Raw genomic sequence first — 22,852 nt, 5'->3', positions numbered from 1 at the left:
ACGGTCTATTTGGATTCCGCGGCGCCGGACGGCTGGGTTGCCGCCCCGGTTCCTTCCAGCAGCAGGCGGTAGTCCAGGTCCTCCACGGTGTCGTTGTCCCGGCCGAGGGCCAGTCCCACCAAGGTGACGGCCGCGGCCACGGCAACGTAGATGGCCACCGGAATCCAGGTGCCGAACTGGGACAGCAGCAGCGTGAACATCAGCGGGGCGATGGCGCCGCCGATTACGCCGGCGAAAGTGTAGGCCAGCGAGCTTCCGGTGGAGCGGAGCCTCGGGGAGAACTGCTCCACGATGAAGGCGGCCTGGGGGCCGTACATGAAGGAGTGCGCCATCAGGCCCAGGACGATGCCGATGATGAGCATCGGCTGGTTGTTTCCGCCCAGGATGCCGAAGAAGACGAACGTCCAGACTGCACCCACCACAGCGCCGACGCCGTACACCAGGCGGCGGTTGAAGCGGTCGGAGACGGCCCCCGCCAGCGGGATCATGAACAGCTGGAATGCGGAGCCGACCAGGACGGCCGTGAGCACCTGGTTGCGTTCGTAGCCCAGTACCTGAATGCCGTAGGTGAGCGTGAAAACGGTAAACAGCGCGTACAGCACATCCGGGCCCACGCGGCACAGGATGGCAGCGATCAGTGGGCGGAGTTCCTTGCGGAAGACCTCCTGAATCGGGGCGTGGGGCTGCTCGCCGTGCGCCTGGATTGCCTTGAAGACGGGAGTGTCCTCGAGCCTCAGCCGGATCCAGAGGCCGAATGCGACCAGTAGGGCCGACACGAGGAAGGCGATGCGCCAGCCGAAGCTGAGGAACTGCTCCTCGGTGAGTGCGAGGGTCAGGACGGCCAGGGCGCCGTTGGCCAGGAGGTTGCCGGCGGGCGGGCCCACCTGGGCTGCGGAGGCCCAGAAGCCGCGGCGGTGGGGATCGCCGTATTCGCTGGAGAGGAGGACGGCGCCGCCCCATTCGCCGCCCACGCCCACGCCCTGGGCGAACCGCAGCAAGACCAGGATGATGGGGGCGACGATGCCGATGCTGGCGTACCCCGGGAGCACGCCGATCAGCACCGTGGCCACGCCGATGATCATTAGGGTGGTCACCAGGACCTTTTTGCGGCCGATGCGGTCCCCGAGCCTGCCGAAGATGATGCCGCCGACCGGGCGGGAAACGTAGCCCACCGCGTAAGTGGAGAAGGCAAGGATGGTGCCGGTCAGGGGATCGGACGCCGGGAAGAAGACGATGGGAAATACGACGGCGGCCGCCGCCGAGTAGACGGCGAAGTCGTACCACTCGAGCGCGGTGCCGGTGAGGCTGGCCGCGAAGGCCTTGAACAGGCCCTTGGGGTGAATCGTCGGGTGCGGCTGCGGCTGCGGCTGCGGCTGCGGGTGCGGATGCGGCGCTGGGCCGGAAGCCGGAACTGGGTGGTTGGCCATGGTGTTGTCCTCCATGAGGGTTTTTATGAAGTGACGCCTGTCACGCTGGCGTTAAATGTATACATTACGCATACTGGATGTACATTGGCGACCGTTTCCGGTTTCTGGTTTGTAAAAGTTTTTTCGGCAGCACATGCAAAGGACGGATCCACGATGACGACTCTGAGCTTTCAACTTCCCGACGGCAGCACCCGGAACGTAGAGGTCAAGCACCTCCTGAACGCTGGTTATGCGGGGCGCGAGCAGGATGAGGTCCAGGCCCACATAGCCGAGCTGGCTGAACTTGGCGTTCCGGGCCCCGCCACTACTCCCGCCCTCTACCCAGTGTCCCCCTATCTGGCGCAGCAGGTAACGGAGATTCAGGTGCAGCACGGACGGACATCAGGGGAGGCCGAGTGGGCCCTTGTTATCACCGAGGAAGGCGTGCTGCTCACCGTGGCCTGCGACCATACCGACCGGGAGCTCGAAGTGCATGGCGTGGCGTGGAGCAAGAACGCCAGCCCGGACGTTTTGGGGCGCAAGGCCTGGCGCCTGGATGACGTGCGGGACCATCTGGACCAGATCACCCTGAAGGGCTGGGTGGGGAAGGGGGACACTCCGGATACCCTCATCCAGGACAGCGCGCTGGGGGCTCTGCTGACCCCGGACTACTGGCTGGGCGTCCTCACTGAACGCGGACTGAATGAGCCTGGAACCGTCCTGATCTCCGGCACAGTGGCCATGACCAGCGGCGTGGATCAATTTGCCCGCAGTTGGAAAGTGGAAATGGCCGACCCTGTGACCGGCCACTCGGTGGATGCCCAGTACGTCGTGGAGCAGATGGCAGAGCCCATCGGCTGAACCGCCGTTTCTGTAAAACGGAAGAGGTCGACGGCGGGAAGCTTCCCGCCGTCGCCCTCTTCCGTTTGCCGGTTACTCGCCGGCCTCAAGGCGGTCGGCGTCGTAGCCCGCCAGCAGGCGCCTGGCAGCCGTCTTCATGTGGGAGCGCATTGTCGCGGTGACCGCGGCGTCATCCCGGGACTTGAGTGCGCGGAAGATTTCCGTGTGCTCGGCGAGGGCGGCGGCCGCGTGCCCTTCGTCGGTCAGGGCGCGGTCCACCCAGATCCGCAGCAGCGAACGGATGCTTTGAAGCAACTCTTCGAGGACCTGGTTGCCTGAGCTGGCCGCAATTTCGCGGTGGAAAGCGGCATCCGCCTCCACGAATGCCTTGAGGTCATCAAGGCTCTGTTCCATGGTGTCCAGATTGGCCTGCATGCGGTCCAACGCCTCATCGCTGATCCGCTGCGCCGCCAGCTGGGCTGCCTGCACTTCAAGCCCGCCGCGGAGCTCCACCAGTTCCCGGGTCCGGGGGGCGCCGAGCATGAGCCCCCAGCTGAGGGTGCGGGGGAGCAGCTCTGAGACGCCGTCGCGAAGGTACGTTCCGGAGCCGGGCCGGACAACCACGATACCGAGGATCTCGAGGGCGGCCAGCGCCTCGCGGACGGCCGAGCGGCCCACTCCCAGGGATGCGGCCAGCGTGCGCTCGGCCGGCAGGCGCGTTCCGGGGGCGACGCCACGAGCCACACGCCCTACCCGTCCGTGGCCATTGCCGCCGCCGAACTGATCGCCGCCGGCAAGGCCGACCGCGCGCTTCTCGTCTGCGGCACCGGGCTCGGCGTCGCCATCGCCGCGAACAAGGTCCCCGGCGTTCGCGCCGTCACCGCGCACGACAGCTTCTCGGTGGAACGGTCCGTGCTGAGCAATAACGCCCAGGTCCTCACCTTCGGCCAGCGCGTCGTCGGCCTCGAACTGGCCCGTCGGCTCGCCCGCGAATGGCTCACCTACACATTTGACGAAAGCTCCGCCTCGGCCGAGAAAGTCACCCTGATTAAGGACTATGAAGGTGTCACTTCCTGCTAACCGCCGCGCCGGCGCAACCGGCCCTCAGCGCCCCAGTGCAGTGATCGGCGTCAGCCTGAAGATGTACTTCGGCTACGAACGCACCCTCGAGTACTGCCGCGAAGTGGCCACCATCGCGTTCGCGCACCCGGCCGTCCAGAGCGGTGACATCGAGCTGTTCGTGCTGCCCACCCTGCCCGTATTGCCCGAAGCGGCCCGCATCCTCGGGACCGCCGGAGCAGCCGCCGGCGCCCAGGACATCTTTTGGGAGGACGAAGGGGCCTTCACCGGCGAGGTCGGCGGCAAGACGGTGGCCGAGCTCGGCGGCAGGTACGCGGAGGTCGGCCACGCCGAGCGCCGCCGGATCTTCGGCGAGGACGACAGGGTCATCGGGCTCAAGACTGCCGCTGCCTACCGCAACGGCCTCACCCCTGTCCTCTGCGTCGGCGAACTGCAGCAAGGCTCCGTGGAGGAAGCCGTCACCCGCTGCACCGCCGAGATCGATGCCGCGCTGAACCGCGCACAGTCGCTCGGGCCCGCCGCCCGGACCATCGTGGCCTACGAGTCGCAGTGGGCCATCGGCGCACCCGAACCCGCAACCCCGCAGTACATCAGCGCCGTCATCGCCGGCCTGGACGCGCACCTGCGCACCCTGCCCGGCCAGGCCGACAGCCGTGTCATTTACGGAGGCAGCGCCGGCCCGGGCCTCATCAGCCAGCTGGACCCCGCCGTCGCCGGGCTCTTCCTGGGCAGGTTCGCGCACGACCCGAGGGCGCTCAAGACCATCCTGGACGAGGCCGCCGAACGGCTCGGTCTGCTGGAACCCCGCCTGCTGGAACCCGTGGGAGGAAGGGCATGAGTTCAACCATCGGACTCAGCAGCTACGCCTTCTTCTGGCAACTCTCTGACAAGGTTTCCGAACCCCTCACCATCCACCAGGCCCTGGAACGTACCGCGGCCTTGAGCGTGGAGCTCTTCCAGATCTGCGACTACGCGCCGCTGGAAGGCATGACGGACTCGGAGCTCAAGGAGATCCGGGCCACGGCCGACCGCCTGGGCATCGCACTCGAGCTGGGCACCAAAGGCATCCGTCCGGAGCACCTGCGGAAGTTCCTGCACATCGCCGGGATCCTGGGCGCACCGCTGCTGCGGACCATGTTCAACGTTCCCGGGCATACCCCCGCTGCGGAGGAGGCGGTGGCGATCTTCAAGGAGGTGCTGCCGGAATTCGAGGCGGCCGGGGTGAAGATCGCGGTGGAAACCTACGAACAGGTGCCCACCTCCCGCATCCTGGAGGTCATCCGCGGCGTGGACAGCCCCTACCTGGGAATCTGCAGCGACCCTGCCAACACCGTGGCGGCACTGGAGATGCCGCGCGAGGTGATTGACGCCGTCGCGCCGTATGTCCTGAACATGCACATCAAAGACTTTGCGTTCAGCCGCAAGGAGGGGTGGGTGGGCTTCACATACTCCGGCGCACCGCTCGGCGAAGGCCTTCTCGACTATGACTACATGGCCGGAAAGATTCAGCCCCACGAAAGAAACATCAACCAGATCGTCGAACACTGGCTGCCGTGGCAGGACTCCGAGGCGGACACCATCCGCCTCGAAAACCAGTGGACCCAACAGAGCATCGATTTCCTAAGGAGCAAATGAAATGTCAGCAGAAAACTTGACCGTCGCCGTCGTCGGAGCCGGAGGCAAAATGGGGCTGCGTGTTTCAGCCAACCTCCAGAAGAGCGCCCACACTGTCTTCTACAGCGAGAACTCGCCCGCCGGGCAGGAACGCGTCCGCGCCGAAGGACGCGAGATCAGCAGCACCGAGGACGCCATCAAGGACGCCGACGTCGTGATCCTCGCCGTCCCCGACACCGTACTGGGCGTCGCGTCCCAGGGCGTGGTTCCGCAGATGAAGTCCGGCGCCATCCTCCTCACCCTTGACCCCGCAGCCGCCTACGCCGGCCTGCTGGCCAAGCGCGACGACGTGGTCCAGGCCGTGGCGCACCCGTGCCACCCGTCCGTGTTCCTGGAGCGCACCACCAAGGAAGAATGGGCCGACACCTTCGGCGGCCAGGGCGCCCCGCAGAACGTCGTCGCCGCGATCGACGAGGACACCCCGGCAGCAACCCGCGATTCGGCCGAGGCCGTCATCCGCACCATCTACGCCCCCGTGATCGACGTCCACTGGGTCACCGTCAAGCAGCTCGCCATCCTCGAGCCCACCCTGGTGGAGACCGTGGCCTGCATGATCGGCACCCTCCTCAACGAGGCCCTGCACGAGACCGTCAACACCTGCGGCGTCCCGGAGGAAGCCGCCAAGGCCATGCTGTTCGGCCACGTCCAGATCGCCCTCACCAACGCCCTGCGCGGCTCCAACCCGTTCTCCGAGGCCTGCGAAATCGCCATCCAGTACGGCAAGGACACCATCATCAAGGACGACTGGAAGAAGATCTTCGACGATTCCGAGCTCGACGGCGTCATCGCCAAGATGCTCAAGCTGGACGCAGTCAAGCGCTAAGCCGGTCAGCGGCCATACGCACCAACAACGAGGTCGACGGCGGGACGTTCCCGCCGTCGGCCTTTTTGCGTTACGGGCGGCAGCGAATTTGTCGTTGACACGCGGACCCCACCGGCATACCCTACAACCAAATGGTTGTAGATCAGATGGGCGATGCTGAACTTGACCGCCTCTTCCAGGCGTTCGCCGATGCCACCCGCCGGGACATCATGCGCCGGGTGGGCGTGGGTGAATACTCAGTGTCCGGCCTTTCCGCCCTCTACACCATGAGCTTCGCCGCCGTTCAGAAGCACGTGGCGGTGTTGGAGCGCGCGTCCCTCGTTACGAAGGAAAAGCGCGGAAGGGAGCAGATCGTGCGGGGCAACCATGAAGGCCTGCAGAAAGCCCGGCGTCTGCTTGATGAATACGAGGCGATCTGGCGGCAGCGCGCCGGGCGGATTGCCGACATCCTCGCTGAAGAATAGGAAGGGTCCGGCAATGACGGTTATCAGTTCCACGAAGAATCCCGAGACGCTGAGCTACACCCTCGTGGCCGAGTTCGACGCCGATGTCGAGCGGGTCTGGCAGATCTGGGAAGACCCACGGCAGCTTGAACGCTGGTGGGGTCCGCCCACCTGGCCGGCCACGTTCAGCAAGCACGAGTTCACCCCGGGTGGCGAGGCCAGTTACTACATGACCGGCCCCGAAGGCGAGAAGGCCGGCGGCTGGTGGCGGATCACCAGCATCGAGGCCCCGTACCGCCTCGAGTTTGACGACGGGTTCGCGGACGACAACGGCGCTCCGGACGCGGAGATGGGCACTATGCATGCGACCGTCACGCTGGAGGACATCGGCGGCCGCACCCGGATGTCCGTCCTGTCTAAATTCGAGTCCGAGGAACAGATGGGCAGGATGATCGACATGGGCATGGAGGAGGGCATGCAGGAGGCGGCAGGCCAGATCGACGCCCTCCTTGCCGAACACTCCCGCGCCTGAGCGGGCTTTGGCCACCCCCAGCGCCGGCTACACCCTGGCAATCCGTTCGATGTCCTCCAGGAAGTCCTTGACCACCGGTTCGGTGACGGTGGCGCGGGTCCCCTCGATGGCCTGCAAGTAGGCGTGGGTCGTCAGGACCTGTTCCTCCGGCACCGGCTGCGGTGCCTGCACCGCACGTTCGAGGGCCTGCTGGGAAGCCTTCCTCGCCGCAAACTCGATATCCGCCGGCGAGAACCGCTCGCTGGCCAGGGCCAGGGCCTCCAGGTCGATCTGCGGGGACACGGCCGGCGGAATGTAGCGGTTCCAGATTGCTCTGCGGGCGTCCAGGTCCGGCGGGCCGATGGGAATGACATAGTCGAAGCGGCCGTGGCGGAGGAAGGCCTTATCCAGCGAACGGATGAAGTTCGTGGCGCAGATCAGCAGGCGGCCTTCCTTTTCCCGGAACGCCGGGATGATCTTCAGGAGTTCGTTGGTGACCCCCTGGAGGGCAGACGATGCCTCCCCTGTGCGGGCGGCGGCTATTTCTTCGACCTCATCGATGAACACAACGGCATGTTCGAGGCGGCTGATCTCGAGGAATATCTGCCGCAGGGCACCGGCGAGACCCTGGGGGTCGGAGGCGAGCCGGGACGGGAAGACTTCGACAAAAGGCCAGTCGAGCCGGGAGGCAACCGCCTTGGCGAAGGTGGTTTTGCCCGTGCCGGGAGGCCCGAACAGGACCACGGAGCGCGGCGGGGTCACGCCCAGGGACTTGGCGAGCTCGGTGCGTGCCAGCGGCAGGATCAGCCGCTGTTCGATCAGCGCTTTTTCGCGCTGCATTCCGGCCAGCGCTTCCCAGAGGCCGTGGGGGAGGAGGCGGCCACCCAGCTGGCTCAGCGGCTCCCGCTCGCGGGGCTGCAACGGGATGGTTCTCTCAAAGTAGTGGAGGTCTTCCTCCACCCTGTACTCGCTGTTGCGGAAGGCGCGGACCCTGGTTTCCGACGCTGGCAGGAGCGCCGAGATCCGCCGGATGCCCTGGCTGGTGAGCCTGTCTTCCATCCCGGCCAGGAGTGCGCTCCCGAGCCCCTGGTCGCGCCACTCGCGGTCCTGTGCGAGCAGGACCATCCAGGCCCGGCCATCGTAGATTCTGCACGCTGCCGCCCCGACGACCCGTCCTTCCCTCGCGGCGACGACCGCCACTCCGTTGGAGCACGCATCGATGATCTCCGCGAGGCTGTAGACGGGGTGGGCACCCGGTGTCCTGGAGTCCTGCCAGACGCTGATGAGCTGGTCGAGATCATCCGAGTGAAAGTCGCGGACGCTCCAAGGCTGGATGACGGGCCTTCCGGCGGCTGTCACGACCGTGTCCGCGGCAGTGGTGGCCGTCATCTCAATCCGTTTCTGGGCAAGCGCAGAAGAAGCATTCCTCCCCGGTACTGCAGTCAAAGTTCTCTCCCGGGAGGATCGGATCGGCTTCGCGCCGCTGCTGTACGTCAGTGGTTTGGGGGGAAATCAGAGCCGTCATTGGATCCGTCGCCTTCTTGTCGGGGTGGCTGCGCGCCGAAGCGTGGGCAGGCGTCACGTCGTTGTGAGCCCTGTCCAGTATGAAAGGAAAATTACATCAGGAAAAGCGATCAGATCTGAACGTTAAAGATTGGAAAAGCCAATGGCTCAAGGCCTGGCCCTGGGTTGTCCTGGTCGCCGGCGAAGCGAAAGGACGACGGCCGGAAAGCATCCCGCCGTCGTCCTTCGCATTCCACCCCGGGTGTTGCCTAGTGTTGCCTAGCGCGTAACGTCCTCGAAGGTCGGGGTGCTGCGGTTCAGGCTGACCGTAAAGGTGTTGGGGCCGCTGCAGGTCACTGCAATGCTGTGCTTGGGGGCGTTCGCCCGGGCGGACAGGTCCTGCACGACCGTATCCAGTGTGTGGTCGATGGCCGACCGGTCCCAGATCTTCAGGGTGACGGAGTCAGTGGTTTCGAACGTCATTATTCGGTGCCTCATTCGTGTATTCGGTCATGGGCCTTGCGTCGGTGCGAAGCCCGGAACGGGTCAATCCGTGAACGATCGGAGACCTCTGTGAAGCTCGGGTGAGCTCACTGGCGAGGCCTCTTTGCGTCCACCAGGTTGGGTACAGCTGTGGTTCTCAGCCACTGAATCTCTACGCGTCAGCATGAACGTCAGGGCCTCGCCGGACGGGAAATCGTGTTCCCGGCCGTCCTTTCCATGATGCCCGGCGGGGCGCCAGCGTCTCAAGCTGATTTGCGATCATTGCGCGTGAGACTGCTCACACGCCAGCTTTCGCACCGCCCCCCTGGCGCGATGGTGGCCGCCGTGCAGGCCTTCGGGTTACCCGACCAGACGCCGCCACAGGTTTGATTCTTCACTGGGGTCTTCGCCCCGCTGCAGCAGGGCGCGGCGCAGCAGGAGGCGCCCCGTTGTCCGTAGATGCTGCTCCATGGCAGAGGACGCGGCCTTCGGGTCGGATGCTTCAAAGGCCTGGACGATGGGGAGGTGGTCGATCAGCACTTCCTCCAGCGACCGGTCCACGCCGACGGTGGAGGCGTCCACCAGCCGGACGGCATCCCGTAGGTTGTTGACGATGCTCTTGGTCCTGCTGTTGCCCTCGGCGTCCATCAGCGCGGTGTGCAGTTTCTGGTCGTGCCATTCAAACAGCGACACATCGTTGGCGGCGGCGGCCTTTTCCATCGCGGCGTACTCCGCCTGCACCGCCGTCCGGTCGTTGCCGTCGGCCTGACGCGTGGCGCGCCCGACGGCGGGCACCTCCAGTGCCAGCCGGATGGAGAAGATTTCGGCAATGTCGTGTGGGGTGGGCAGGACCACGCGGAAACCGCGGTTCCGCTCAAACCTGATCATCCCCGTTTCGCCCAGGCGCAGCAGGGCCTCGCGCACGGGGCTCCGGGAGATGCCCAGCTCCTCGGCCAGCCGGTACACGGAATAGAGCTCCCCGGGCAGCAGCGCGCCCGAACGCACGCCCTGCCGCACGGCTTCGATGGTTCGTTCCGTGAGCGAATCGGGTCTGGAGTCCAGCGGTGAGAGGGCCGGTAACGGTGGTGCCACGGAAAAAGTCTATAGGAGAGGCGTGGCCTAACATGTAGCATGTTACTCATGACCGCTCTTCCGTTCCCCGCCTCATTGGCTGGTGACCTCCGTCGTCGTGGCGTCAAGGACGTTCGTGACGACGAGACCACCCGCTCCGCATACTCAAGCGATGCCTCCTTGTACCGCGTCAGGCCTGCCATGGTGGTCTTCCCGCGGGGCGCGGAGGACGTTCTCACAACACTGGAAATGTGCAGGGAGCGGGGGATGCCGGTAACTTCCCGCGGTGCCGGCACATCGGTGGCCGGAAACGCCGTCGGCTCCGGTGTGGTGTTGGAATTCAGCCGCCACATGAATAACGTGCTGAGCCTGGACCCCCAAACGAGGACTGCCGTCGTGCAGCCGGGTGCAGTTCATGCCGTCCTGCAGAGAAGGGCATTGGCGGAGGGGCTGCGCTTTGGTCCTGATCCTTCCACGCACAGCCGGTGCACCATCGGCGGGATGATCGGCAACAACGCTTGCGGATCCAGGACGCTGGCCTACGGCCGCACGGTGGACAACGTCGAGCACCTGGACGTGGTGACGGGCTCGGGACAGCGCCTGCTGCTGGGACCGGACGGGACGCCCGCCGTTCCGGAAACCGAGGCGCTGCGCACGCTGGTGCAGGGCGGGCTGGGCACCATCAGAACCGAACTGGGTCGGTTCGGTCGCCAGGTGTCCGGTTATGCACTGGAACATCTGCTCCCGGAGCGTCAGTTTGACCTGCGCCGGGCCCTTGTTGGAAGTGAGGGGACCCTCGCGGTGATCCTGGAAGCAGGCGTAAGGCTCGTCGCCGACCCCGCATACCGCACCATGGTGGTCCTGGGCTTCGCGGATATCGGGTCCGCGGGTGACGCTGTGATGGACGTCATGCCGTTCAGGCCCACCGCCTGCGAGGGCCTGGACTCCCGGATTGTCGACGTCGTCCGCGCCCAGAAAGGACCGGGGGCTGTGCCCGAGCTGCCCGCGGGGGCTGCCTGGCTTTTCGTCGAGGTTGCCGGGGATGACCCAGTGGAGGTCCTCGACCGGGCGCACCGGCTTTGCGCCGCCTCCGCCGTGTCCGCCCGCCTTGTGGCCGACCCCGCCGAGGCGTCAGCGCTGTGGAAAATCCGCGAAGACGGCGCCGGCCTTGCCGGCAGGTCGCCGGCAGGCCTGCCTGCCCATTCGGGATGGGAGGACTCCGCTGTGCCGCCGGAGAAACTCGGCGACTACCTGAGGGACTTCGACAACCTGCTGCTCGAGCACAGGCTTGTTGGTTTCCCCTACGGCCATTTCGGAGACGGCTGCGTCCATGTCCGCCTCGACGTCCCGTTCGGCCGCAGCGACGGCACGGCTGTGTTCCGGACGTTCATGACCGAGGCCGCCGAACTGGTCGCCCGCTACGGCGGATCGCTCTCTGGCGAGCACGGTGACGGGCGTGCCAGAAGCGAGCTGCTTCCCTACATGTATTCGCCCTCGGCCATCGAACTCTTCGGCAAGGTCAAAGCGATCCTCGATCCCGACGGGCTGTTGAATCCCGGCATCATCGTGGAGCCGCGGCCGTTGGACGCGGACGTGCGGGTGGCCCAGGCGAGGCCGCTGCGCCAGGGCCTGGGATTCGGTTACCTGCACGATGGAGGCGACTTTAGCGAGGCCGTGCACCGGTGCACCGGCGTCGGCAAATGCCGGGCTGACAATGAGGACGGAAAGGTGATGTGCCCGTCGTTCCTGGCCACGCGCGAGGAGAAGGACTCCACCCGCGGCCGTGCCAGGGTCCTGCAGGAGATGATCAACCGTGGCGGGCAGGGATGGCGTTCCCCCGAGGTCCACGAAGCCCTGGACCTGTGTCTTTCATGCAAGGGCTGCGCGTCAGACTGCCCCACGGGTGTGGACATGGCCGCATACAAAGCGGAGACGCTGCACCAGAGTTACCGGGGCCGCCTCCGGCCCGCCTCACACTACTCCCTGGGCTGGCTGCCCCGCTGGGCCCGCCTGGCCTCGCGATTCCCCCGGCTGGTCAACGCGGCGACGAAACTGCCGGGGCTGGGACCGCTTGGCCTCCGCCTGGCCGGAGTAGATTCCCGCCGCAGCATTCCCAGTTTTGCCGTCCAGACGTTCCACTCATGGTTTGACCGGCGGCGGACGGGGCTGCCAGGCAGCGGCGCAGCGGGGCGTCCTCCCGGCACCGCCTCCCAAGGCCCGGTCTTGCTCTGGGCGGATTCCTTCACAAATTACTTCACGCCGGAAGTGGGACGGTCCGCCGTCCGCGTATTGGAAAGCGCAGGATTCGACGTCCAAATCCCCAGCGCTCCGCTGTGCTGTGGCCTGACGTGGATCTCCACCGGACAGCTCGACAGCGCCCGGAGGATCCTCGGCAACACCGTCAGCGAACTGCAAAAGTTCGCCGCCTCAGGCATTCCGATCGTGGGGCTGGAGCCGTCCTGCACAGGAGTGCTCCGGTCGGATGCCGCAGAGCTGCTCGGCGCAGACGTAGCGCGCCCCGTCGCGGAGGCAACCCATACACTCGCCGAACTGCTGGCCAAGGTTCCCGGCTGGACGCCTCCTTCATTGGCAGGAAAGGCCGTAGTGGCACAGCCCCACTGCCATCATCACGCCGTCATGGGCTGGAGCCCCGACGCGCAGTTGCTGGAACAGGCCGGCGCGGATGTGCAGCAGCTTGGCGGATGCTGTGGCCTCGCCGGAAACTTCGGCGTGGAACAGGGCCATTACGAGGTGTCCGTGGCAGTCGCCGAACAGCAGCTTCTTCCCGCTGTGCGGTCGGCAGACCCCAAGACGGTCATCCTGGCGGACGGGTACTCTTGCCGGACGCAGCTGTCTGACCTTGCCGAGAGGCGGGGAATCCACCTGGCGCAGCTGCTCGATGCCGCCGCCCAGCCAACCCCATCAGTAGAAACGTTCGAGGAGTAGACCCATGCGAGCCGCCTTTATGCCGGAACCCGGAAAGATAGCTGTCGGTGACTTTCCCGTGCCGGTTGCGCAGAACGACGGCGAGGTCGTCGTTCGGATGGAACTGGCCTCGATTTGCGGCTCAGACGTCCACAACATCTTTGACGGCTTCCAGAATCCGGCCGCGCTCGGGAAGCCGGGCTATCCCGGGCATGAAGGAATCGGCCTGGTCGCGGCAAGCCGTTCCCCGCACTTCCGGCCCGGCGACCGGGTCCTGACCGTTCCCCGGGGCGCGGAGGGCGCATGCTTCGCAGAACTGCAGCTGATCCGGGACACCTACCTCGTCCCGGTACCGGACGGGGCAGATCCAGCACGCGCCCTCATGGCCCAGCAGTACGGCACCACCCTCTACGCGATGCGGACATTCTGGCCGGAGGGGGAGGAACGGGCCAAGGACACGTGCGCGATCATTGGTGCGGGGTCCGCCGGGCTATTCTTCGTTCAGCTCGCGAAGCAGATGGGCTTCCGGCAGATCATCGTGTCCGACCTGAATGCGGAACGCCTTGCTGTTGCCGGCAGGCTCGGTGCTGACGCCACGGTCCACGCACCGGGGGAGTCCATTGTCGACGCGGTGGCGGAAATGACGGGTGGCGGCGGGGCAGACCTTGTCATCGAAGCGGCCGGGTACGACCAGTGCCGGGCGGATGCCATCGAGGCCGTCCGCACACTGGGTATCGTCGGCTATTTCGGGTTTCCGGAACATCTTGGCGATGCCAAGTTTCCGCAGTACGCCGCGTTTCGCAAGGTCGCCCGGATCCAGTGGGCGGGAGCAACGCAGTCTGAACCCGGACTGCGCTCCTTTCGGGACGCAGTCCGGGACATCCACGAGGGACGAATCGAGGTCGACTACTGCCTCGGCGAGCGTTACGACCTCGAAGATCTCCCCCGCGCCGTGCACGTCGCGCGCGAGCAGGGGCATGGGAAAGTGAAAATCCTGGTCGGTCTCGCCGGCCGCTAGCGTGTGCCCAAGGCGGAGCCAGCCCCAGCTCTTCTGCGCCACGAAGGGCGGTCCGTTCCAGGTGGGCTCCGGGTGTCCGGATTCTTCAGAATATGCTTCGTTGGCGGCGGCGACGGCGTGGAACGGAAGGCGAGGCTGCTCGAACACGCGCGAGCCTGAGCAGCGCTGTTTCAATTCCGCCAACGGACCGGCCCCCAGCCCTTCCCCTGTGTGACGGCCGCTCCTAAGCTGTGCGTGTGGGGATGTCGCTGCTTTTTGGCGTGGTGGCTTCGAGCGCCCTGATCGTGGGCGCTCTTATTGGTGTCCGTTTCGAACTGCCGAAGCGGCTCCTCGCGATCCTGCTCTCCTTCGCCGCCGGGGCGCTGATCACCGCGCTGAGTTTCGAACTTTTCGAGGATGCGTACCAGCGCGGCGGGATTGTCCGGGCCGCGCTGGGACTGCTGGTCGGTGCCGTCGTGTTCACTGCCCTGAGCGCGCTGCTTGACCGCTGGGCGCAGCCGGGATCCCAGGACATACCTGCCGACGAGTTCCGGGGAAGTGCCAAGCTGGACACCAACGCTGCCGCCGCTGAGAAGGCGCCGGGCGCCGTGTCCACGCGTGGCGCGGCAGGGATGGCGCTGCTGGCCGCCGTGACGCTCGATGGAGTTCCGGAGAACATCGCACTGGGCGTTTCGCTGGGGGAGGGGACCGGCGGGCTGGCGCTGCTTGCCGCTATCTTCGTCTCCAATTTGCCGGAGGCGCTGGTGGGTGCATCGTCCATGCGCAGCCAGGGCCGGTCGGGCGGAGCGATCATGGGGCTCTGGACCGTCTGCGCCGTGCTGCTCGTGGCTGCCGTGGTGCTGGGGGCAGGACCCCTGTCCGGCAGCGATCCGGAGACCATTTCGCTGCCGCTGGCGTTCGCCGCAGGAGCCGTGATTGCCTCGCTCGCGGACACCCTGATGCCCGAAGCCTACGAGCATGGCGGCCCGGCCGTGGCCCTCAGTACGGCCGCCGGCTTTGTGCTTTCGTTCGTGCTCTCCCTCGCCTGATCCGGGATCCGCAGCCTAGGCGTGGTTTGAGGTCCAGCCCTGCCTGCTCAGCCGCTCGAAACCGTCGAGGAGGAGGTCGAGGGCGAACTCGAACTCGAACTGGTCGTCGCAGCCCGTCCCGACCACGGAACCCTCGTCGTGTGCCGTGGTCGTGGCGATCGCCGCAATGTTCGGAAACTGCTCCGCCATCTGGCGGAACATAGCGGCCTGCGCTTCCGCAGGTACAACGGCTTCGACGGTCCCGCCGTCAGGAGAGTCGAACAGCTCCTGCGTGAATCCCCACATGCGGCTGCCGAGGGCGTGCATCACATGGTGGGTGAGATCGGCCGAGAAGCCTCCCGCCAGGAACATTCCGGCGAACGAATCCATATATCCGAGCACGGTCGGCGTCTTGTTGGTCCGGGATTCGAGGACCGGGCGGGCCCAGGGGTGCCGCAGCAGCGCCTGCCGCGCTGAAAGCACCCTCAGCCGGACCGTGTTCTTCCAGTCTGCCCCGCCGGCTGGAGGATCAATCTCGCCGATCATGGCTTCGACCATCCCGTCGAGTAGCTCCTCCTTGTTTGCGACATGCTTGTAGAGCGCCATCGGCACCACGCCGAGCTCTTGGGCGAGCCGCCTCATGCTCAGCGACTCGATGCCGGCGTCATCCGCTAGCGCGACGGCCGCAGCCAGGACACGGCCCCTGTTCAGGGACGCGCGCCGAGTCTCCTCACGTTGCTGAGTCATGGTCAAACCCTCCCGGTGGTCAGTTCCCCTTGACAAGTGTACGGCGTACACCTAACTTCGAGGCATCTGAGGTGTACGCCGTACACCAGCAACCGAAGGACTCGCCATGCCAGCGGTAACTGCCAGTTCCCCCCGTTCTGTCCGGCGCCCCCGTGCCCAGTGGCCCGTCCCCGTGGCCCTGATCCTTGTCAGCCTCATCCCGGTGATCTTCGGGACCCTGCGTCTTGCACAGTTGACGGGAGGCGCCGAGGTCACCCCGGAAAATGCGCGGTTCTTCGATTCGCCGCTGCCTTTGCTGGTCCACATCCCCGCGGTCATCGTGTTCAGCCTGCTCGGGGCGTTCCAGTTCGTTCCGTCGCTCCGCCGGGGGAGTCGCGGCAAGGTTGCTTGGCATCGGCTCGCTGGCCGCGTACTGGTTCCGGCAGGACTGCTCGCCGCGCTGTCAGGCCTCTGGATGGCGGTTTTCTATGACCTTCCGGAAGGGGACGGCGACGTTCTCCTTATCCTCCGGCTGGTCTTCGGTTCGGCCATGGTGATGAGTATCGTTTTGGGGATGCTCGCCGTGCTGTGCCGTGACTTTGTCCGGCACGGTGCGTGGATGGCCCGCGGCTACGCCATCGGAATCGGTGCGGGAACCCAGGCTCTGGTGTCCATCCCGTGGATTCTTCTGGTCGGCCAGCCTGACGAACTGACCCGGGCCGTGCTTATGGGGTCGGCCTGGGTGATCAACCTTGCAGTGGCTGAGAGTTTCATCCGTCGGCGCCTCAAGAGGCCTGCTTGAGTCTGCGCTGCAAGGTGACCTAAGAGGACGGCGGCGGGAGGTCCCGCCGTCGTCCTCTGACAGGCGCGTGAGCATCTGGATACAAAGCCGAAACGTTCAGACGCTGTCACGAAACATGACCTCGCTACGCTAATTCCTACATTGATAAATGCAAGTCGCTGGATGCATCGAAAGGAAAAAGCCATGCTTTGGAATACTTTGAGTCAGTCTTTCAGTTCCCAGCAGAATGATGGAAACTCCCAATTCGGCGGTGCCGATTTCACCGCTGATTTCCCGCAGGGTCAGTTGACGTCCGCTGCTTGGGAAGGCTGGTGGCACAGCACAGCCCAGGCCTGACGCACCAATGCCCGCAAGGGATAAAGCCGTCCCCGGCAGGGATGAAGCTCGTATGAAATCAGTGCGGCAGTAATCTCGTGGGCCCGTGAGATCTCATCCGGAATTCGTGCGCGGATTTCCTGATGCGGCGGCCCAGCCTTTGCAGCGGCCTGATCGCTGCCACCGAAAAAAGGAGGCCCACGAGACGCGCTATTCCGGCCAGCAGCAACAGGATTGTGAAGATCGCAATGGCTGGCAGGAACAGGATGATTACGGTAATTATTGTGACAAAGTAGGCGAGCGCAAAACCAACGATCGACGCCTGATCCATCTGGAATCCCATCAATAGCCACGTTCGTGGCTGGGCGGTGCCGCAGACTCCCTCCGCGGCCCTGGGTAGTGCGGTCCCCGACCGTCTGCACGGCCGGGGACCACTTTGCGGGAGGGTCCGCGCGCTGCTGCTGCAAAATGCGCTACAAGGCGCTGTGGCGTCACAAAAAGCTAACCGCCCCTGGAGGCAGCGTTAGCGTGTTCCGGCATCCCGTCCCGGTCCATTAAGGCGTGGATCTGTCGTCGATGATTCTCCTTTGTCTGGAACAATCGTGTGAAGCTTTGCGTGGCCCCTGATCATCAACATCACACACCTCCTGTGATCGCCATTGATCCGATGCAGTCCGCTGATACAAGTTTTTATAGCACCGCTGCGGGCGGCCGACAAGGGTGCAAGCCGGGCCGTCAGCGTGGCCTCAGCCCTCAAACGTGCCAGGGCGTCAGCGGGCCGGTCTGCGGCCCGGCACGTCGCGCTCCGGGTATTATTTGGGTATTTTCAGGAGCCCAGTAGGCTGGGCGAAATACGGCCGGAGTCCGGAAGGCGGAGATGACTAGAGTGAACAAGGCTGCGAAGAGGATGGACGCCCGGGAGGCTTTGAGTCGTGCGGAGCGGCAACTCCGGGCGGGCGGGCGGGCTGCGAGGACCGCGTGGCTGGTCCTCGGCATTTTGGCCGCCGCTGTGACGGCATCGGTGATTGTGTGGCAGATCCTGGACCGCAGCGAAGAACCCGACGTGGCGTCGGACGAGGAAGCCAAGACGGAACACATGTAGGGCCTCGCCGACCTGCCTCGTCACAGCTCGGGAACACACGGGCCGCGGCCCAGCAGGGCAAGTCCTTCGCGGTCCCCGTCGGCGAATCCCGTGACGTCGGTTCCCTCCGGATGCATCAGCTGGGTCGGATCATCCACGTGGTCGAGACCCAAAACGTGCCCCAGTTCGTGCATGATGACGGCGCGGGCATAGGCGGAACCGTCAGGCCACCGGAGCATCTCGGCAACATCAGGCGCATCGAGCTCCACCTGTCCGGCAACCAGCACGTAGGGGCGTCCAGGGGTGTAGGCATATCCACTGCCTCCTAGCCCGTCCACGTCACCGGCCAGATCCGGGCTCTCCTGCGGCGTGGACCAGGCGATCAGCACGGGTGCCCATCGCTTGCCGTACAGGTCCGGCTGGTACGCCTGCCGTTCCGGGCTGGGAGCCTCAGTGGTGGTGCCGTCGTACACGAACTGCAGGCCTGTCGCCGCTGACACCTCGGCGACGGCCTGGCGGATCAGTGCATTCGACCCCGGTGGTGCATTGTCGGGCCGGACCACGTAGTGGACGGGGCGGCAGGGATCGTAGGCAGCGTACGGCTGGCCTGCGTCCGGAGACTCCTGCAGCTTGTAGGCACTCGAACCGGTGAAGGCCGGGGGCAGCCCGAGAGGAGTGGCCGCGGCTTCAACGCCCGGAGGTGGCAGCGGAGCTCCGGGGAGATAGGGGAGCACGGCCGGCAGCACGTAGCGGTCAAACAACGCAGGGGTGAAGTACAAGCCCGCAAGCAGGACCAGGCTCAGCGCAATAGCCAGATACCGGCGCCAGGGGCGGATCGCTCCATAGCGGTAGCTCGGCCGGCCGGCATATAGGTTTTGCCCAGGCGTGCTGCCCGAACGCCAGGGCCCGGGATCCGCCCGGGTTCCAAACGCTTCATCGATGGCCCACTGCGGAACGCGGCCGCTGGCCGAATGCCGTGCGGCCTCCGTCCTCCCGTCGATCGTAACGACTGTGCGATCTGAGGACGGACCGGCGTACTGGTCAGGATTTGGACGCTGCATCCGTTCCTACTTACCGCCGGCCCGCAGGCACAGCCGGAACCCCTGGCTATCAAGCATTTTTCCCCCCATGGAAAGTGGTCAGCGCCCAGCGCGATGAGTCACTCTAACAACGGCTTCTCAGGGAATCCGCAGGGGAACCGCAGGTTTGCCATAGTTCCGCAGGGGTGCAGGGATTCCGAGGCAAGAGGACGACGGCGGGAGGCCCCGGCGTCGTCCGCGGGACCTACGTGGGCAGGTAGCCGCCCGGCTGAATAATCACGTACCGGCTACGGGTTACGGGGTTGGCCGGCAACCCTACTGTGTAATGCATGAGGTGGTCGGGCGTCTGCAGGAACACCAGGATGGGCCTGCGCGCGCTGGACTGGGCGACCGCCACCGACACTGCCGGAGGGATCGATCCGACCATGAATAATCCGAGGGCCAAGGTTCCAGCCACCCTTGATGCCAACGCCGACGCCGACACGAATGTGCTCGCCCCCATCGGACCCTCGGCGCCCCCCGCTGGCGTTCCGGACGGAAAAAGCAAGAAGATGGCCGGCGACGTGCCGGGCGCCGCTCCGGTCCGGGGGGCCATCGGAAACTGGCCTGACCCCATGTAGGCGGCAGGGACCGGCCGGCGGTGTGCCGTCCGCCCGCCAGGCCGTTGAAAGGCGCGCGGCGCGTCGGAATACTGGAAGCCAGGGCAAGAAACTCCGGGCCGAAGGCGGTGGTGAACGATGGCCGACGGGGCAGGCGGCGACTTCAGGCGAAGGATGGAACGGCTGGCTGAGCTGCGTACCGTTCGCGGTGCCGGAATCACAGGCCAGGAAGAAGCCGAGCTGAAGGCCGCCGAGGAGGAGGAACGGCAAAAACGCAAGAAGGTTTCGGACGCCGCCAGGGTCGAATACCTGATCCGGGACGCTATGGCCCAGGGAAAGTTCGACAACCTGAAGTACGCCGGTAAACCGATTCCAGGCCTGGGCGAGGGCTACGATCCGGACTGGTGGGTCAAGGGCCTGATCGAGCGTGAGCACATCACAGGGGTTGGCCCGAAGGCAATTCTCCTCAGGACCGAGGATGCGGAGCTGGACGCACGGCTGGATTCCCAGTACTCGGAGAAACAAGTGCGCGACATCGTTGACGACTTCAACGCGCGCGTCATTGATGCACGGCGCCAGCTCCAGGGCGGTCCGCCGGTCATCACCAAAACCCGTGATCCCGACGTCGAAGTGCAGCGCTGGCAGGAGCGGCGGCGCGCTGCAGCTCCAGCCGCACCGCCGGAGCCGGAACCCCGGCGGCCGTGGTGGCGGCGTCTCTGGACCGGATCCTCCTAGGCCCGGCCGGTGGTGAGCCAGTCCGGCTCGAAGTCAGGGTGGTCCGAGTAGGGCAGCGCGAGGGCGTTCAGGGAAAGAGTGGTCCATTCCAGCGCCTCCGGAATCCATTGTGTGTCTTCCCGGTAGGGGTTGGTGAGCAGCGTTGCCAGTGCCGTCTGCCGGGCTGCCTCGACTATGCCGATGATCCTGCGCTTCGCCGCGCACTCCATCAGCAGGCGTTGTTCGTACCACTGCCCCGATTTCGAAAGCGTCTTGTCACTGAGCAGCTTCCGGGCCGCGTCCTCATCCTCGGTGATGCGCGCGGACAGGAATTCGACAATGTCCACAATCCGAGCGTAATTGGCTGAAGTTGAACCCGATAGGCCGACGCCTCAGGTTAATCACTGATTGGGGGATTACAACCGGGCTCGCACGGGCTACGGTTTCACTGGGGGACAATTCCTTCCGCCTGCGAGCAAAGGAGTTCCAATGGGTGGCGTGTGGCTTCGCACGATCAGCCACAGTTTGGTCCGGGCCGACCAAATTACAGAGATCGCGTCCGCCCGCGGGTCCGTCCACGAGGAATCGGGCTATTCGTTGAAAGTGGTTGTCGATGGAAAGGGCCACGTCCTCATCGACAACAGCGACCTCCCGGGTACCTTGGCCCAACGACTCGACCACGCCCAGCAAATGCAGGATGCGCTGTTGACGGCAATAGATGCGGCCAGCGCCATCGGCCCCGCGATGGTCATCAGCCATGAACCGGATACCGAGCGCTGGACGCTTTCGGCAGCCGCTGACCTGGCAGGCGAACCCGCGTCCTAGCCTAGGCCACTCCCAAGGCCTCTCCTGCCCTGAGGTGGCTGGCGAAGGTTCCGGCCAGCTCTCTCAGCCCGGCTTCAGCTACACGCCGGGCACCGTCGGCGTCGTCGTTTGTCGCGGTTGGTGCCAAACGCACGTGGGTATTGTCCGTAATGCCCACGAAGTTCAGCCAGTCTGTGAAGAACGTGCTGCTGAAATCGGAACCGAACGCAGGGGGCAGCCCCGGGGCATACACGCCGCTGGTGTGAATGGCCACGGCCTTTTTCTCCTCGAGGAGGCCAAGGTAGCCGTCCGCAGGGTCGAAGGCGAAACTCCATCCTGGCTGCGTGACGATGTCGATCCACTGCTTGAGCGCGTATGGCACGCCGGCGTTCCACATGGGGATGTTGAACACGTAGGCATCCGCGGTGGCAAACTGTTCGAACACGGCACGTGCGTCTTCCCATGCCTGGACTTGCTCGGGCGTCTGGTCAGCACCGGAGAAAACAGCCATCTTGGCAGCGGCAGCGGGCTGGCCGAAGTTAGGAAGGGCGCCGGGGTCGAACAGGTTGAGCGTTTCAACGTCAAAGCCCTCGTCGGCGGAGTCCTGGACGGCGGCGATGAAGTGGCGGGCCAGCCGCAGTGAATCGCTGCGGGACCCCCGCGGGGAGGCGTTGATGTGGAGGATGGTGGCCATAGGTTGTCCTTCTCGGCTTGGTGGTTTTCTGCCGCTTCCCATCCTTCGTGGAGCCTGCGGGGCACGGAAGAACGCACTTGGATCTGCCTAAGGAACCCCGGAGTGCCTGCAAGCTTTTGATGCGGCAGCAGGCTGCCGCATCAAAACTTGTTACGGGACGTAAGGACTCAGCCGCGAAGAGTGACTAAGCTGGTGCCGCGAACGCAGGAGCAGCACAGGAGGGTGGGGGCCATGACTCTTACAGCGGACCAGAAGCGCCGCAGGGCGCAGCAGGATTACAACGGCGGACTCGGGCTGTGCCCGGCGCGGCAGCTCCTGGAAACGATCAGCAGCAAGTGGGTCACCCTGGTGATGCTTGCCCTGGCCGACGGGTCACTGCGGCACAGTGAGCTGCGCCGCCATGTTGCCGGGGCCAGCCAGAAAATGCTGACATCCACGCTGCGTTCACTGGAACGCGACGGCCTGGTGTCCCGCACCGTGACATCGTCAGTTCCTGTCCGCACCGACTATCAGTTGACTCCCGTCGGGCGCTCACTGCTCGACGTGGTGTACAGGCTGAAGGGTTGGGCCGAGGACAACATGGACGATGTGGCCCACGCGCGCATGGCGTATGACCGCGGCAGGCTCACACGCGTGGAATGACTTCCCGGGGGCGTTAGGGTGTGAGGGGCGTCAGGGTGTGAGGCCGCTGGCGTCCTCCGGGCCCACGAAATGGCAGGAACCGTGATGTCGTTCAGGCAGGATGCAGGTGCGGCCGGTGGCGAGATGGACGTTGCCGCAACGGCCGGACCGCGCCACGTCCTCGCGGACGTGAACGCTTCGCAGGTCAGGCCGTTCGTCGGCGCGCACCGATTCGCGGACGGTTTCAGACGTGTCGTGCTCGTGACTGTTCATGCCTCGTGACTCCTCGTCGAGTGGCTGCCCCCAGTAGCAAGGCCAGTCAGTTGGACCCTGAGACTCAATTCTCGTCCCCGCGGATTAACGGTGGGTTACGGCCATGTTAGATCCACAGCGGCCGGCTGTCAGCCCCGTCAAATACTTCTTCAGGAAGGTCCGGACGCCTTTTGCAGGGGCTCGTCCGGTGAATCAGCGCCCTCTGCCGGGTCCTGCGAGTGCATGCGGAGATCAGTAGGATCGGCGGTATCATCCCCTTCGGCAGGAGCCTCGCTGTGGATCCGCTGCATTCCTTCCAGGTTCTCACTCATGACTGGCGCTCCTTCTGCTGCCGTTGTGTGCCGCGAACATCACCTGTGTTCATCTAGCTCCTGCCGGCCGCGGCCTGTCAAGGACCCC

28 protein-coding genes and 1 pseudogene are annotated in these 22,852 nt (G+C 65.4%); 17 read left to right on the top strand and 12 right to left on the bottom strand.

Going from position 1 to position 22,852, the window contains the following annotated elements:
• Positions 1-5: 5 nt before the first annotated feature.
• On the bottom strand, positions 6-1,427 hold the full coding sequence (locus JYA52_RS07260; RefSeq protein ID WP_205652516.1) for an MFS transporter: 1,422 nt from the start codon (positions 1,425-1,427) through the stop codon (positions 6-8).
• 153 nt (positions 1,428-1,580) lie between these two features.
• On the opposite strand from JYA52_RS07260, the gene JYA52_RS07255 reads away from it, so the two are divergent.
• A complete protein-coding gene (locus tag JYA52_RS07255) occupies positions 1,581-2,267 on the top strand; it encodes a DUF2848 domain-containing protein (RefSeq protein ID WP_205652515.1) in 687 nt (228 codons plus the stop codon).
• A gap of 72 nt (positions 2,268-2,339) precedes the next feature.
• Here JYA52_RS07255 and JYA52_RS07250 read toward each other — a convergent pair whose 3' ends face one another.
• Positions 2,340-2,990 (bottom strand): FadR/GntR family transcriptional regulator, encoded by a 651-nt coding sequence (locus JYA52_RS07250; RefSeq protein WP_205652514.1) that lies wholly within the window; start codon positions 2,988-2,990, stop codon positions 2,340-2,342.
• On the opposite strand from JYA52_RS07250, the pseudogene JYA52_RS07245 reads away from it, so the two are divergent.
• The 6 genes and pseudogenes from JYA52_RS07245 to JYA52_RS07220 all read left to right on the top strand — a co-directional run.
• Positions 2,970-3,326 (top strand): annotated as a pseudogene (locus JYA52_RS07245) (RpiB/LacA/LacB family sugar-phosphate isomerase); the annotation flags it as partial. The gene JYA52_RS07250 and the pseudogene JYA52_RS07245 sit on opposite strands and share 21 nt — an antisense overlap.
• Positions 3,310-4,164 carry a triose-phosphate isomerase family protein gene (locus JYA52_RS07240; RefSeq protein WP_307869331.1) on the top strand — a complete coding sequence of 285 codons (855 nt, stop codon included), beginning with the start codon at positions 3,310-3,312 and terminating at the stop codon, positions 4,162-4,164. The pseudogene JYA52_RS07245 and the gene JYA52_RS07240, both read left to right, overlap by 17 nt.
• Positions 4,161-4,961 carry a sugar phosphate isomerase/epimerase family protein gene (locus JYA52_RS07235; RefSeq protein WP_205652512.1) on the top strand — a complete coding sequence of 267 codons (801 nt, stop codon included), beginning with the start codon at positions 4,161-4,163 and terminating at the stop codon, positions 4,959-4,961. The genes JYA52_RS07240 and JYA52_RS07235 overlap by 4 nt, the downstream gene beginning before the upstream one ends.
• Position 4,962: 1 nt before the next feature.
• Complete coding sequence (locus JYA52_RS07230; RefSeq protein WP_205652511.1) at positions 4,963-5,823, top strand: phosphogluconate dehydrogenase C-terminal domain-containing protein; 861 nt, start codon at positions 4,963-4,965, stop codon at positions 5,821-5,823.
• A 131-nt stretch (positions 5,824-5,954) separates the two neighbouring features.
• Positions 5,955-6,287: an ArsR/SmtB family transcription factor gene (locus JYA52_RS07225; protein WP_205652510.1), complete on the top strand. Its 333-nt coding sequence runs from the start codon at positions 5,955-5,957 to the stop codon at positions 6,285-6,287.
• A gap of 13 nt (positions 6,288-6,300) precedes the next feature.
• A complete protein-coding gene (locus JYA52_RS07220) occupies positions 6,301-6,798 on the top strand; it encodes an SRPBCC family protein (RefSeq protein ID WP_205652509.1) in 498 nt (165 codons plus the stop codon).
• A gap of 27 nt (positions 6,799-6,825) precedes the next feature.
• On the opposite strand, the gene JYA52_RS07215 is transcribed toward JYA52_RS07220, so the two are convergent.
• The 3 genes from JYA52_RS07215 to JYA52_RS07205 all read right to left on the bottom strand — a co-directional run bounded on the left by JYA52_RS07215 (position 6,826) and on the right by JYA52_RS07205 (position 9,855).
• Positions 6,826-8,112 (bottom strand): ATP-binding protein, encoded by a 1,287-nt coding sequence (locus JYA52_RS07215; protein ID WP_205652568.1) that lies wholly within the window; start codon positions 8,110-8,112, stop codon positions 6,826-6,828.
• Between the two features lie 447 nt (positions 8,113-8,559).
• Entirely contained in the window at positions 8,560-8,763 is a 204-nt protein-coding gene (locus JYA52_RS07210) for a hypothetical protein (protein WP_205652508.1), read from the bottom strand.
• Between the two features lie 360 nt (positions 8,764-9,123).
• Positions 9,124-9,855, bottom strand: coding sequence for a GntR family transcriptional regulator (locus tag JYA52_RS07205; protein ID WP_205652507.1), 732 nt, complete (start codon positions 9,853-9,855; stop codon positions 9,124-9,126).
• Between the two features lie 48 nt (positions 9,856-9,903).
• Here JYA52_RS07205 and JYA52_RS07200 point away from each other — a divergent pair, with 48 nt between their 5' ends.
• The 3 genes from JYA52_RS07200 (at position 9,904) to JYA52_RS07190 (ending at position 14,805) form a co-directional block, all read left to right on the top strand.
• Positions 9,904-12,780: an FAD-binding and (Fe-S)-binding domain-containing protein gene (locus JYA52_RS07200; protein WP_205652506.1), complete on the top strand. Its 2,877-nt coding sequence runs from the start codon at positions 9,904-9,906 to the stop codon at positions 12,778-12,780.
• Positions 12,781-12,784: 4 nt separating this feature from the next.
• Positions 12,785-13,777 (top strand): zinc-binding dehydrogenase, encoded by a 993-nt coding sequence (locus tag JYA52_RS07195; protein WP_205652505.1) that lies wholly within the window; start codon positions 12,785-12,787, stop codon positions 13,775-13,777.
• Between the two features lie 236 nt (positions 13,778-14,013).
• Complete coding sequence (locus JYA52_RS07190) at positions 14,014-14,805, top strand: ZIP family metal transporter (protein WP_205652504.1); 792 nt, start codon at positions 14,014-14,016, stop codon at positions 14,803-14,805.
• Between the two features lie 15 nt (positions 14,806-14,820).
• Here JYA52_RS07190 and JYA52_RS07185 read toward each other — a convergent pair whose 3' ends face one another.
• The gene (locus JYA52_RS07185; protein WP_205652503.1) at positions 14,821-15,531 is read right to left on the bottom strand and encodes a TetR/AcrR family transcriptional regulator C-terminal domain-containing protein; all 711 of its coding nucleotides are present in this window, start codon (positions 15,529-15,531) and stop codon (positions 14,821-14,823) included.
• A 106-nt stretch (positions 15,532-15,637) separates the two neighbouring features.
• Between JYA52_RS07185 and JYA52_RS07180 the strand changes: the two genes are divergently transcribed.
• The 3 genes from JYA52_RS07180 to JYA52_RS07170 all read left to right on the top strand — a co-directional run bounded on the left by JYA52_RS07180 (position 15,638) and on the right by JYA52_RS07170 (position 17,729).
• Entirely contained in the window at positions 15,638-16,312 is a 675-nt protein-coding gene (locus tag JYA52_RS07180) for a DUF2306 domain-containing protein (protein ID WP_205652502.1), read from the top strand.
• A 421-nt stretch (positions 16,313-16,733) separates the two neighbouring features.
• Positions 16,734-16,976, top strand: a complete 243-nt coding sequence (locus tag JYA52_RS07175; protein ID WP_205652501.1) for a hypothetical protein — start codon at positions 16,734-16,736, stop codon at positions 16,974-16,976.
• Positions 16,977-17,504: 528 nt separating this feature from the next.
• Positions 17,505-17,729 (top strand): hypothetical protein, encoded by a 225-nt coding sequence (locus JYA52_RS07170; RefSeq protein ID WP_205652500.1) that lies wholly within the window; start codon positions 17,505-17,507, stop codon positions 17,727-17,729.
• Between the two features lie 20 nt (positions 17,730-17,749).
• Here the strand turns inward: JYA52_RS07170 and JYA52_RS07165 are convergent, their stop codons facing one another.
• Together JYA52_RS07165 and JYA52_RS07160 are read right to left on the bottom strand one after the other, a co-directional pair.
• Entirely contained in the window at positions 17,750-18,769 is a 1,020-nt protein-coding gene (locus JYA52_RS07165; protein WP_205652499.1) for a matrixin family metalloprotease, read from the bottom strand.
• 223 nt (positions 18,770-18,992) lie between these two features.
• The gene (locus JYA52_RS07160; RefSeq protein WP_205652498.1) at positions 18,993-19,175 is read right to left on the bottom strand and encodes a hypothetical protein; all 183 of its coding nucleotides are present in this window, start codon (positions 19,173-19,175) and stop codon (positions 18,993-18,995) included.
• On the opposite strand from JYA52_RS07160, the gene JYA52_RS07155 reads away from it, so the two are divergent.
• Both JYA52_RS07155 and JYA52_RS07150 read left to right on the top strand, forming a co-directional pair.
• Positions 19,174-19,368, top strand: coding sequence for a hypothetical protein (locus JYA52_RS07155; protein ID WP_205652497.1), 195 nt, complete (start codon positions 19,174-19,176; stop codon positions 19,366-19,368). The genes JYA52_RS07160 and JYA52_RS07155 overlap by 2 nt on opposite strands.
• A gap of 117 nt (positions 19,369-19,485) precedes the next feature.
• Positions 19,486-20,082 (top strand): DnaJ family domain-containing protein, encoded by a 597-nt coding sequence (locus JYA52_RS07150; protein WP_205652496.1) that lies wholly within the window; start codon positions 19,486-19,488, stop codon positions 20,080-20,082.
• On the opposite strand, the gene JYA52_RS07145 is transcribed toward JYA52_RS07150, so the two are convergent.
• A complete protein-coding gene (locus JYA52_RS07145; RefSeq protein ID WP_205652495.1) occupies positions 20,079-20,408 on the bottom strand; it encodes a DUF6221 family protein in 330 nt (109 codons plus the stop codon). The genes JYA52_RS07150 and JYA52_RS07145 overlap by 4 nt on opposite strands.
• Positions 20,409-20,550: 142 nt before the next feature.
• On the opposite strand from JYA52_RS07145, the gene JYA52_RS07140 reads away from it, so the two are divergent.
• On the top strand, positions 20,551-20,886 hold the full coding sequence (locus JYA52_RS07140; protein ID WP_205652494.1) for a hypothetical protein: 336 nt from the start codon (positions 20,551-20,553) through the stop codon (positions 20,884-20,886).
• A gap of 1 nt (position 20,887) precedes the next feature.
• On the opposite strand, the gene JYA52_RS07135 is transcribed toward JYA52_RS07140, so the two are convergent.
• On the bottom strand, positions 20,888-21,559 hold the full coding sequence (locus JYA52_RS07135; protein WP_205652493.1) for an FMN-dependent NADH-azoreductase: 672 nt from the start codon (positions 21,557-21,559) through the stop codon (positions 20,888-20,890).
• 231 nt (positions 21,560-21,790) lie between these two features.
• Between JYA52_RS07135 and JYA52_RS07130 the strand changes: the two genes are divergently transcribed.
• Complete coding sequence (locus JYA52_RS07130; RefSeq protein ID WP_205652492.1) at positions 21,791-22,201, top strand: winged helix-turn-helix transcriptional regulator; 411 nt, start codon at positions 21,791-21,793, stop codon at positions 22,199-22,201.
• 30 nt (positions 22,202-22,231) lie between these two features.
• Here the strand turns inward: JYA52_RS07130 and JYA52_RS07125 are convergent, their stop codons facing one another.
• Together JYA52_RS07125 and JYA52_RS07120 are read right to left on the bottom strand one after the other, a co-directional pair.
• On the bottom strand, positions 22,232-22,453 hold the full coding sequence (locus JYA52_RS07125) for a hypothetical protein (RefSeq protein ID WP_205652491.1): 222 nt from the start codon (positions 22,451-22,453) through the stop codon (positions 22,232-22,234).
• A 149-nt stretch (positions 22,454-22,602) separates the two neighbouring features.
• Positions 22,603-22,764 (bottom strand): hypothetical protein, encoded by a 162-nt coding sequence (locus tag JYA52_RS07120; RefSeq protein WP_205652490.1) that lies wholly within the window; start codon positions 22,762-22,764, stop codon positions 22,603-22,605.
• Between the last annotated feature and the right edge of the window lie 88 nt (positions 22,765-22,852).

Origin of the sequence: Arthrobacter pascens (genome assembly GCF_017052465.1) — a bacterium.
GTDB classification, from domain to species: domain Bacteria; phylum Actinomycetota; class Actinomycetes; order Actinomycetales; family Micrococcaceae; genus Arthrobacter; species Arthrobacter pascens.
This window is presented reverse-complemented; position numbering and strand designations above follow the sequence as displayed.

What these genes read in the sequence shown, in the direction of transcription:
- JYA52_RS07150 (WP_205652496.1), top strand. Translation starts at nt 19,486, where the DNA reads ATGGCCGACGGGGCAGGCGGCGACTTCAGGCGAAGGATGGAACGGCTG.
- JYA52_RS07225 (WP_205652510.1), top strand. Translation starts at nt 5,955, where the DNA reads ATGGTTGTAGATCAGATGGGCGATGCTGAACTTGACCGCCTCTTCCAG.
- JYA52_RS07125 (WP_205652491.1), bottom strand. Translation starts at nt 22,453, where the DNA reads ATGAACAGTCACGAGCACGACACGTCTGAAACCGTCCGCGAATCGGTG.
- JYA52_RS07255 (WP_205652515.1), top strand. Translation starts at nt 1,581, where the DNA reads ATGACGACTCTGAGCTTTCAACTTCCCGACGGCAGCACCCGGAACGTA.
- JYA52_RS07260 (WP_205652516.1), bottom strand. Translation starts at nt 1,427, where the DNA reads ATGGCCAACCACCCAGTTCCGGCTTCCGGCCCAGCGCCGCATCCGCAC.
- JYA52_RS07220 (WP_205652509.1), top strand. Translation starts at nt 6,301, where the DNA reads ATGACGGTTATCAGTTCCACGAAGAATCCCGAGACGCTGAGCTACACC.
- JYA52_RS07155 (WP_205652497.1), top strand. Translation starts at nt 19,174, where the DNA reads ATGAATAATCCGAGGGCCAAGGTTCCAGCCACCCTTGATGCCAACGCC.
- JYA52_RS07185 (WP_205652503.1), bottom strand. Translation starts at nt 15,531, where the DNA reads ATGACTCAGCAACGTGAGGAGACTCGGCGCGCGTCCCTGAACAGGGGC.
- JYA52_RS07165 (WP_205652499.1), bottom strand. Translation starts at nt 18,769, where the DNA reads ATGCAGCGTCCAAATCCTGACCAGTACGCCGGTCCGTCCTCAGATCGC.
- JYA52_RS07210 (WP_205652508.1), bottom strand. Translation starts at nt 8,763, where the DNA reads ATGACGTTCGAAACCACTGACTCCGTCACCCTGAAGATCTGGGACCGG.
- JYA52_RS07170 (WP_205652500.1), top strand. Translation starts at nt 17,505, where the DNA reads ATGACTAGAGTGAACAAGGCTGCGAAGAGGATGGACGCCCGGGAGGCT.
- JYA52_RS07230 (WP_205652511.1), top strand. Translation starts at nt 4,963, where the DNA reads ATGTCAGCAGAAAACTTGACCGTCGCCGTCGTCGGAGCCGGAGGCAAA.
- JYA52_RS07135 (WP_205652493.1), bottom strand. Translation starts at nt 21,559, where the DNA reads ATGGCCACCATCCTCCACATCAACGCCTCCCCGCGGGGGTCCCGCAGC.
- JYA52_RS07235 (WP_205652512.1), top strand. Translation starts at nt 4,161, where the DNA reads ATGAGTTCAACCATCGGACTCAGCAGCTACGCCTTCTTCTGGCAACTC.
- JYA52_RS07120 (WP_205652490.1), bottom strand. Translation starts at nt 22,764, where the DNA reads ATGAGTGAGAACCTGGAAGGAATGCAGCGGATCCACAGCGAGGCTCCT.
- JYA52_RS07160 (WP_205652498.1), bottom strand. Translation starts at nt 19,175, where the DNA reads ATGGTCGGATCGATCCCTCCGGCAGTGTCGGTGGCGGTCGCCCAGTCC.
- JYA52_RS07180 (WP_205652502.1), top strand. Translation starts at nt 15,638, where the DNA reads ATGCCAGCGGTAACTGCCAGTTCCCCCCGTTCTGTCCGGCGCCCCCGT.
- JYA52_RS07130 (WP_205652492.1), top strand. Translation starts at nt 21,791, where the DNA reads ATGACTCTTACAGCGGACCAGAAGCGCCGCAGGGCGCAGCAGGATTAC.
- JYA52_RS07200 (WP_205652506.1), top strand. Translation starts at nt 9,904, where the DNA reads ATGACCGCTCTTCCGTTCCCCGCCTCATTGGCTGGTGACCTCCGTCGT.
- JYA52_RS07195 (WP_205652505.1), top strand. Translation starts at nt 12,785, where the DNA reads ATGCGAGCCGCCTTTATGCCGGAACCCGGAAAGATAGCTGTCGGTGAC.
- JYA52_RS07140 (WP_205652494.1), top strand. Translation starts at nt 20,551, where the DNA reads ATGGGTGGCGTGTGGCTTCGCACGATCAGCCACAGTTTGGTCCGGGCC.